This window comes from Rhodoplanes elegans (assembly GCF_016653355.1).
In the GTDB taxonomy this organism is placed as follows: Bacteria; Pseudomonadota; Alphaproteobacteria; order Rhizobiales; family Xanthobacteraceae; genus Rhodoplanes; species Rhodoplanes elegans.
This window is the reverse complement of record NZ_NHSK01000006.1, coordinates 19,128-28,299: the sequence shown is the minus strand read 5'-3', so window position 1 is coordinate 28,299 and position 9,172 is coordinate 19,128. Positions and strand designations below refer to the sequence as shown.

The 9,172-nt window shown below is 60.5% G+C and carries 5 protein-coding genes, 1 tRNA gene and 1 pseudogene; 1 reads left to right on the top strand and 6 read right to left on the bottom strand.

The genetic code is table 11. The annotated features are described in order from the left end of the window. The first annotated feature begins 276 nt into the window (after positions 1–276). Positions 277–353, top strand: a tRNA-Arg gene (locus CCR97_RS00685). Between the two features lie 75 nt (positions 354–428). Here the strand turns inward: CCR97_RS00685 and CCR97_RS00680 are convergent. From CCR97_RS00680 to CCR97_RS32485, 6 genes and pseudogenes are all read right to left on the bottom strand, one after another. Further along, entirely contained in the window at positions 429–3,035 is a 2,607-nt protein-coding gene (locus CCR97_RS00680) for an AAA family ATPase (RefSeq protein WP_111355676.1), read from the bottom strand. Between the two features lie 6 nt (positions 3,036–3,041). Then, the gene (locus tag CCR97_RS00675; RefSeq protein ID WP_111355677.1) at positions 3,042–4,256 is read right to left on the bottom strand and encodes a GIY-YIG nuclease family protein; all 1,215 of its coding nucleotides are present in this window, start codon (positions 4,254–4,256) and stop codon (positions 3,042–3,044) included. Continuing rightward, complete coding sequence (locus tag CCR97_RS00670; RefSeq protein ID WP_111355678.1) at positions 4,249–6,312, bottom strand: DEAD/DEAH box helicase; 2,064 nt, start codon at positions 6,310–6,312, stop codon at positions 4,249–4,251. The genes CCR97_RS00675 and CCR97_RS00670 overlap by 8 nt, the downstream gene beginning before the upstream one ends. Continuing rightward, positions 6,309–8,012 (bottom strand): annotated as a pseudogene (locus tag CCR97_RS00665) (class I SAM-dependent DNA methyltransferase); the annotation flags it as partial. The gene CCR97_RS00670 and the pseudogene CCR97_RS00665, both read right to left, overlap by 4 nt. Then, the gene (locus CCR97_RS00660; RefSeq protein ID WP_420826047.1) at positions 7,960–8,898 is read right to left on the bottom strand and encodes an IS3 family transposase; all 939 of its coding nucleotides are present in this window, start codon (positions 8,896–8,898) and stop codon (positions 7,960–7,962) included. The gene CCR97_RS00660 and the pseudogene CCR97_RS00665, both read right to left, overlap by 53 nt. Further along, the gene (locus tag CCR97_RS32485) at positions 8,892–9,158 is read right to left on the bottom strand and encodes a transposase (RefSeq protein WP_420826046.1); all 267 of its coding nucleotides are present in this window, start codon (positions 9,156–9,158) and stop codon (positions 8,892–8,894) included. Before CCR97_RS32485 ends, CCR97_RS00660 begins: the two co-directional genes overlap by 7 nt. Positions 9,159–9,172 lie beyond the last annotated feature (14 nt).

The following is a 9,172-nucleotide window of genomic DNA, read 5'->3' as shown; positions in this document are numbered from 1 at the left end:
GTCGAGGGTCTGCCGCGGGGAGGGCGGCCGCCCGGCCCGCCGCTCGGCAGCCCCGTCCGCAGCCCGCTTGCCCGGTTCGGCCCGATCGGTTATCCAGACCGCAGGCGCCCGTAGCTCAGCTGGATAGAGCGTTGCCCTCCGAAGGCAGGTGTCAAGCCGGTTCGCACAGGAAAGGAGATCGAAAGGAGCTCGAAAAATAAGGACTTGCGAGATCGGTGCTCAGAGACTTCTCACTCGCAAGAAACCCGCGTAAGCACCACGTAAGCAACACGGCATGCACCCATAGCTCAGCTGGATAGAGCGCCACCCTCCGAAGGTGGAGGTCACAGGTTCGAATCCTGTTGGGTGCGCCAACTGTAACCCCTCTCAGGAAGGGCAGCCGCCGTTGGCGGCATCATCGGCTAAGCGGCATTGCAGGAAGACCGCAGTCAGGGCAGCCTTGCAGCTCCCTGGCGCTGCCGGAGGCTATCCGCCCAAGCAGCCAAAGCGCTTATCTCGGCTGAGAGCACATCTGGCCTCGGAAGCGGGCGATTCAGTGCCGCGGCGGCGCTGTGCATCAATTCGGAGCATCGGCCAAATCCGTCCCGCATGGCCTCGCAATCAGCAACAGTGATTGCGGTCAATTTGACCAAGCCAGGCGTTTTCACTTCGTTAGACAGACGCCGGATGACTTGACCGACAACTTCCTCAACCGCGATCTCCCATGTGTCGCGCAGCGTTCCGGCGATGGATTTGACGGTCTTGCGCCATTCGTCCTCGTTGCCCTGATCGAAGTAGTAGCGTTCGTTCGCGAGCTGATTAGTCAGGCTCGCCGTAATGTCGCTGACACGCCGCGCTTTGAATGGCGGCTCGCTACGGCAAAAGCCGGCCTTGTCTGCGCCCCGACTAACAGAGCTGATTGCGACTTGCGGTTTTGGATCGGCGTTATCCGCCGCACGGTTCAACTCGAACAAGAATGCAAGGTCATGCGTAAAAACGATAACCTGTCGGCGTGCCGCTTCGGCGACCAAGCGTTTCGCGACGGCCTCTCGGTGCATGTGGTCGAGTGACGATACTGGATCGTCAAAAATAATGCCGGACTTGTTCTCGGTGGTGGCAAGTTCCGCCATGAATGCAGCGAGCGCCACACAACGATGCTCACCTTCGCTCAAGACTTGGCCCACAGCGGCACACGGCTTGCGGGTCAGCGCGACCTTGAAACGAGGGGCGCCTTGCGCACTGCTCTGCTGGCGCAGCTCTACCGCCAGGCCAGCGATCTCGAAGCTCGCGACCTCACGCGCGAACTGCGCGCGGAGCGCGTCCGTCACCAATGCCTGCGCAATCTCGGTGCTCTTGGTCGTGATGCGATTGGTGGCGGTGTCCCGCTGGGCCGTCTCAAGACGCGCAATCTGTTTCAGGCGGTCGATCTCTGCAAGAACATCCGCCTTGATACCGCTAAGCCATTGCCGATCGGCAAGTTCGGCCTTTTCAGCAAGCAACGCCCCACGCGCCGGAGAGTCGGCTTCGGCGCCCAAGGCGTGCGACCGCGTTACAATATCCGCGATCTGATCGGTCAGTGCTTGGCGCGGATAGGAGACAGTAGGCGCGTCGAGCGGGGCGGCAGGACTCGCGTGGCGTCGTCTGATCTGGCGATGACGCCACAGCGCGCGCAAGACGACATTCCTGACTTTCAATGCCAGGGTGTCCTGCCGCAGCTCATCGCGGATGGTCGCCACGATGTTTGCAAGCTCGGTCAGCGAAAACGCGGCACCCTCGAATGTCGCAAGCGCCTCATCGTATGCCGCGCGCGCGGCCTCTGCACGCTGCTGGCTATCGTCGCGCACGAATGCCTCAAAGCGGTTGAGCCGACTGGCGGCAACAGGGGTCAATTCCTGCTGGCAAAGAACACATACGCTGCCGGGATCGATTATAGGGAAGCGTCGGTCGGGATACGCTTCTTGATCGGAAAATGCTCGCGCGCTCGCCCATAGCGCCTGCCAAACATCTGACCCGATCTGCGGCAATGGTTCGTCGTGGAAGAGCGCGCCGGACGCGGCTTCTGCCGCCCGTCGCGCCGTATCGCTGACGTCCGCGAGCCGACGCAGATTGGAGGCCGTATCGTCGCCGATCGAAGCAAACAGCACATCGAGGCGCGCAATATGTCCCTCGACCTTGGACTTTAGCGCGGCGAGTTGACGCGCCGCGCGGGCCGGATCGCCGGAAAGGTCCGCCGTGAGCTTGGCCACCCGGTCTTGCTCTGCTTGGGTGAGCGCAGCCAGTCTCTCGACGGTGGCAGGGTCGGCGTTAGCGGCAAGTCGGGCCATAAGCCTGCCTACGGCCGTCGTCGAGCTGCACGTCGGGGATTTGATGCTTTGTGGCGTCCGTGCCTTAATCTGCGTGATTTCGGCGGCCAGCTTATCTTTGACCGACTTGCAGATCTGGGCCAACGCTCCGAGCAATTTGAGCGGGAACGGCGTGTAGGCCACGTCATTGGTTTCATCGACGTGGATATTGGCTGTACGCGAATCGAAAACGCTAACGGCCGACAGCGCGGCATCGGCCGCCTGACCGAGCTGCCACGCGCAAGTGCGATTCTGACCGCTGATCGCGTATTCTATCGTAGCGCAGGGTGTGCCCGGTGCCGGGTCATAGATGTCGGGTATGATCTCCTCAACACGGCTCGGCATACGGGCACGACATGCCTTCTTCAGGATGCGTGCATAGCCGGATTTGCCCGATCCGTTATCGCCATAGATGATCGTCAGTCCGACGCGGTGGAGCGTCAGCCGCTGGTCAGCGGCCAAGGCGTTGACATGTCGGACGCCATGCACCTGTCTTAGATAGACTTCGCCCTGCTCGCGGCTGGGATCGCGCAAATGTTCGGCATTCAGCGGTGCCGCTTGGCTTTCTCCCTTGCAAATGGAGACCAGTTCGTCGATCTCAGCCGGCTCCAACGTCGCCTGAGTCGCAAGCCGCCGCAGCGCGTCTTTCTGCCAGTTCGGACTATCGGCAGACCACGCAAGAATGTTGGCAAGCGCCTCTGCCTCAGTCGTCATCCGGTGTCACCAAATATTGGTATGGCCACTTTCGCGCTGAACCAGCCGAGCTGATTTCGGGTCATACACATAGCCCGTGATCGTCCCGTCCCTGATCTTTTCGATTGCCTCGTCGATCACGAAAAGGGGCACGAGGAACCATTCGCGTGGGATGACAGGCTGACCAAATCGGTCTTTGATCTCGATGTCGATCCGGGCCGGACCGAAGATCCGATGGATCAGGTTCTCAAGCCGGGTGCGGTTGATGTTGAACAACTCGTAGGTGGCGACGACCTCGACCTCAGCCATGAGGAAGGTCGGATCGAGCTTGGCATTGGCGAGGCGGCGCGCAATATCGCCGCCAGTCACGCCGATCTTGTGCAGCACGTCACGGTGGGCCGCGACGGCCGGGTGGTCGGACTTGCTGCGCAGCACATAAACGATGCCGCTGGCCTCATCCCCTTCTTCATTCTGATCAGAGAACAATGGGCCGGCCGAGAGCTCGACGATCCGCCGTCCGGCCGGGTCCTGTTGCAGCGCTTTTTGGAGCGACCGCATAAGCAGATTGCTCTCGGTGCCGTTGTCGAAGATCACACGCAGCCGGGCGTCGATATTGCCGTGCTCGTTAACCGTGGGCTGCTCCATGGTTGCGACATAGGCTTTCTGACCGCCCAAAATATAGAAGCGGCCTGGCGCGATCTCGGACTTGCGCTCGAAGCGGCGGGTCTGCCGAAGACCGGCGCCAAGCTCCTTTTGCACCTGCTCGAACAACGGTTTGAAGTTGTCGAAGTCCTCGCATCTCTGGCGGTTGGCGATTTCCTCGGCTGCGCGCTTGTCGGCAGCCGACCGGACATGCCGCAACTCAGTGATGCCGCCGGGTGTGGTGTCATCCACGCCGAGCTGCGCCAGAAGCTCGTCATCGTCGATGTCCTCAGGAACACCAAGCGGCGCTGGCTGCGCGCCGGTCAAAAGCCCTTGATGGTCGAGGGATTCGATCACGGCGCGGCACTCGACTAGCTCGCGCAAGCGATCCAGCCGCACGGCATAGAGCCGCTCGAAAATGTCGCGGTCCTCGCCGTGTTGTGGAGCGCGGCCATGCTGCTCGACGAAACGCTGTATCTCCTCGAAACTGGCGATGATCCGCTCCTCGCGAGGCGTCCGGCTCGCCTCCTTCTTTGCCTCGGCCTCGACGCCAAGCTCGGCGAGAAGCGCGTCATCGTCGTCGGTAAAGCCCTTAGGCACGTGCCGCCTCCGCCTTCATGCGTTGAAGGAACGCCACGCCCTCGGCCATACGCTTTTCCCAAGCGTCGGCCGAGGTGATCGAGGGCAGCCGACCTCGCTCTTGCTTGAACTTTAGGGCCCGTTTGGCAAGCTCACGCGCCTCCTCAATGGTCAGATTGACACGCTTGGCGCCGATCACGGCTGCGACCTGCTTCAGGCTCTCCTCGCTCATGGTCTTGGCGAGAATGGCATAGGCTTCGCCGAACGGATTGATGCGGTCGATCAGGTCGATGTCCAGCTCGCGCACATCCATTGCGTATTTGCGGACGCCCTCAATGAAGGCGGTATTGAGGCTCTTTTCACCGTCACCCTCGGCTCCCCCAAGCGCGACTTCCTTGGCTTTCTGCGTGAGATTCAGGGCCGCGACGGCGCGCTGGCGCACGGCCTCCTGATCTTCCTCATCCAGCTCGGGATATTTGTCCTTGATGATCTTACCCATGTGAAGCTGAGTCAGCTCCTCCGGCACCAGCTCGGGATCGAACAGGCCGCGCTCGATCATGGTCTTGTCCTGCACGAAGGCGGCAATCACCTCGTTCAAGTCCTGCTGGCAGATGCGTTGCGCCTCCTCGCTCTTCGGCTCGACAAGGCCCCTAATCTCGATCTGGAACTGGCCCGTCTCCTCGCTGAAGCCGACATTGGTTTTGTTCGGATCGTAGCCGCCCTCGCCATAGTCAAAGCCCGGCGTCGGGCCGCTCTGCGGGTTCTTCGGCTTGAACTCGAAGCGCGGCGCAAGCACCTGCTCCATGAGAAGGCTGGCAGCGATGGCCTTCAGCGTGTCGTTCACGGCCTCGGTGACGGCTTCTTCCGACGCGTCGGGCTCGGCGATCAGGTTGGTGAAGCGAGCGCGCACCTTGCCCGGCGCGTCGCGGGTGGCGCGGCCGATGATCTGCACGATCTCGGTCAGGCTCGACCGATAGCCGACCGTCAGGGCGTGCTCACACCAGATCCAGTCTAATCCTTCCTTCGCCATCCCAAGCGCGATAATGATGTCCACATGGTCGCGGTTGTTCTTCTGCGCTGGGTCCTTCAGCGCAGCGGTCACGCGGTCGCGCTTGGCGGGATCGTCGTCAACCAGGTCGGCGATGCGAAGAACGCGGCCCTCTGGGGTCTTGACCAGTTGGAAGCCGGTTACGGGATCACGGCCCTCCCATTCGCCAAGCTCGTGAAGGATGTGTTCCACCTCCTTGATCTTGTCGCCCATGCTTTCGCGGGAATTGACATTCGGAATGTGGATGATGGTTTTCTCGGCCGGGTCGAGCACCTTCAGGATGTCGTCCGTATACGGGCCGTTGTAGAAGAAGTAACCGATGTCGAGTTGCTTGAGATATTCGTAGCCGTTGAGTTGTTCATAGTAGGTGTAGGTGACGGTATCGAACTTCGACTCGTCCTGCGGGGCGAGCACGGCTTCGGCGTCGCCCCGGAAATAGGAGCCCGTCATCGCCACGATATGCACGCGGTCGCGAGCGATGAACTGGCCGAGATGCAGGCCGAGCTTGTTGTCGGGGTTGGCAGAGACGTGATGGAATTCGTCAACCGCGATCAGCCGGTCATCGAAGGCTTCCACCCCGAACCTGTCCACGGCGAAGCGGAAGGTGGCATGGGTGCAGACCAGCACCTTGTCGCCGCTTTTCAGGAACGCCTCGACGGAATTCACCTTCCCGCCATTGTCCGAGCCCGGCGCGTTGCAGAGGTTCCACTTGGGCGCGACCGTCCAGTCGGTCCAGAAGCCGAACTTGGACAAGGCTTCATCATTGAAGCTCGCGCCGATAGCCTTTTCCGGCACCACGATGATCGCCTGCTTCAAGCCCTGATTGTGCAGCTTGTCGAGGGCGATGAACATGAGCGCGCGGCTCTTCCCCGAGGCCGGCGGCGACTTGATGAGAAGATATTGCTCGCCCCGTTTCTCATAGGCGCGCTCCTGCATCGGCCTCATGCCGAGCGCATTGGCTTTGGTTGAGCTGCCATTGCGCGCATAGGTGACGGAGACAGAGGGGATGGATTTCTTCTCGTCGGTCATGCACGCGCCTCCGCCTTGCTTTTCTTCGCCGCGCCAGGTGAGACGGCCATTTTGGTATAAAGCTCGAACAGCTTTTCCAGCCGCTCGGTGTCGTTGCGAAGCCGGCGGCCGATATAGATGCGCTCAAGCACCTCGTCATTGCGCTCGTGGGCCTCGCGCAGGTCGTCCGGCATCTTGTCCGGATCGTAAAGCTCGGCGATGGTCGCCGGAAAATGCGCTTCGCGCGCCAGCAATATGTCCTCGGCGCAGCGGGTCAGGTCGGCCTTGTTCTTCTCAGTGAGCGTGGGAACCGGAAAGGTGTTCCAGCCGAGAGTGTTGGAATACAAAAAATCGGTACGAAGTCGAACGCAGACTGTGGCAATCCAAACCCAATGCAAGCGTGAAGCGATGACCGCTAGGCTCCAGAGCGGGGCGTCGTACATTGCAAAGGCTTTTTCCTGCACAACGCAATGTGGCTCAAGCAACCCAACTGGAAGATAGGGCCGATTCTCGGAGCTCACGCGGGGCACAATGATTGTCTGAGTCTCTGACATCACCTGCTCGCGGAAACGCCACGGCGTATCAGCCAGCTTTCTCGCGCTGGCATCCTCTTTCTTTCTCTTGCCGCCGCCGCCATTGCCTTTGCTTCTTGCGCTGGTTTCTCCATTTTCCGCCGCTATGCGAGATGCTTTGACCACCGCAACTCGCTCAGCGATGGGACTCAGCTTCAACGCTTCACAGGCATCTTCATCGGAAATCCAAAAACAAGCGCGAGGGGAGCGGTCGATGAACTCAGTTGAGCCATAAAATGGTCGGATGAAACGTGCTGCATCCGGCGCTTGCTTTATGATTTGATATGCTTCGTCATTTGAGAAAATTAGTGCCGCGCCATAATACGGGTGGTTTCCGAATTGCATCGGCACCATGCCTTGCATTGGATTCGCTGCTTGCTCAACCTCAATGTTCGCCGCGGGGACAAGGTACGCATTGATGTTGGCAACTTCCTTGCGCTCAACGGTTTGTTCCTCAGTATCAGAGATTGAATAAAGCCGCCTCGGAAGTCCATATGTGTTGGAAATACCAACAATGACGACGGTCACACCGGCATTATGACTCGCAAGGTTCGCCCACTTGAAGGACGTGTGGGCGAAGACGATCTTACTGCCAGTCGCGAAGATTACGGGCCAGAGAATCGGAACGTGCTGGCCTTGGCAAATGGAGTTTGTTGCCACAAACGCGGCCGTCGTTTTGGTCCTGGTTCCGTAGTCGGCGGCCTTGATGAACCATCCAGATACATAGTCCAACGACTTCCACTTCTTAATGCGTCCATCAAAAAGCGCGCCAAGGTCATTTTTCTGTTCGTCGGTCTGTTTCTTGCTGCCGAGATATGGCGGGTTGCCACAGATGTAGGTTTCGCCGCCTTCGTTCTCGAAGTCGATCTGTGCCTGATCGAGCGGCGTGCGAAACAGGTCATCGGCCCGGTGCTTCACACCTGTCCCGGTCGGTGGGCAAATGCTCAGCCAATCGAGCCGCAGGGCGTTGCCGCAGGTGATCCAGTTCTCGGCATCGAGCGGCAGGAAGTCCCGCAGGGCTTCCTTCTGGCCGCGATAGAGCACGTCGCACTGATACTCGGCGATGATGAGGGCGAGGCGGGTGACCTGAGCCCTTCTATCCGCCGCCGACGAGTAGAATCCGTTCGTCATTTGAGCCGTGTTGGCTCGGTGATGCAACGGGACGGGGCGCGGAGCCCCATGACAGCTCAAGCGACCCGTCCCGTTGCTTCCAGGGATCGCTGAGTTTGGCGTAGAGCGCCGGCGGCACGTTGCCGATCGCGCTGTGCGGCCTGACGGTGTTGTAATCGTCCATCCAGAGCGCAAGAGCTTCACGGGCGTGATCGAGCGAGCCGAACAGCGTGTCGTTCAAAAACTCATCGCGCAGACGGCCGTTGAAGCTCTCGATGAACGCGTTCTGCGTCGGCTTGCCTGGCGCGATGTAGTGCCATTCGACCTGCATCGCCTGCGACCAGCTCAAGATGGTGGTGCTGGTCAACTCGGTGCCGTTGTCGCTGACGATGGTGCATGGCTTGCCGCGTTTGGCGACGATGGCATCCAGTTCACGCGCGACGCGTCTGCCCGAAAGCGACGTATCGGCGACGAGGGTCAAGCATTCGCGCGTGAAATCATCGACGACCGCCAGCACGCGAAAGCGCCGACCGTTGGTCAGTTGGTCGCTCAGGAAGTCAAGCGACCAGCGTTGGTTCGCTCCTTGCGGTAATACCAGCGGTGCGCGTGTTCCCATGGCTTTCTCGCGACCGCCGCGGCGGCGGACCTGAAGGCGTTCTTCGCGATAGAGCCTTCTGAGCTTCTTGTGGTTCACGCGGGTGCCCTCGCGGCGTAGCAGGATTTGGAGGCGGCGATAGCCAAAGCGGCGGCGTTGCGCTGCAAGCTCACGCAGGCGCGCGCGCAACGCGGCATCGTCAGGACGCCGGCTGCGATAGCGCATCGACGTGCGGTCGGCGCCAATCACGGAACACGCCCGCCGCTGGCTCACCTCGTAGGACGCACAAAGGTGAGCCACAGCTTGCCGCTTCACGGCGGGCGTCACCATTTTTTTGAATTGAGGTCCTTCAGCATCGCGTTGTCGAGCATTGCTTCAGCAAGCAGCTTCTTCAGCTTCGCATTCTCGTCCGTCAGCGCTTTCAGCCGCCGCGCCTCCGATACCTCGAGGCCGCCGTACTTCGCCTTCCATTGGTAGAACGCCGCCGTGTTGATCCCGTGCTTGCGGCAAACATCTGCCGTCTTCGCACCCGCTTCCTGCTCCCGCAGGATCGCGATGATCTGCTCTTCGTTGAACCGCGACTTCTTCATTCGTCCGTCTCCCT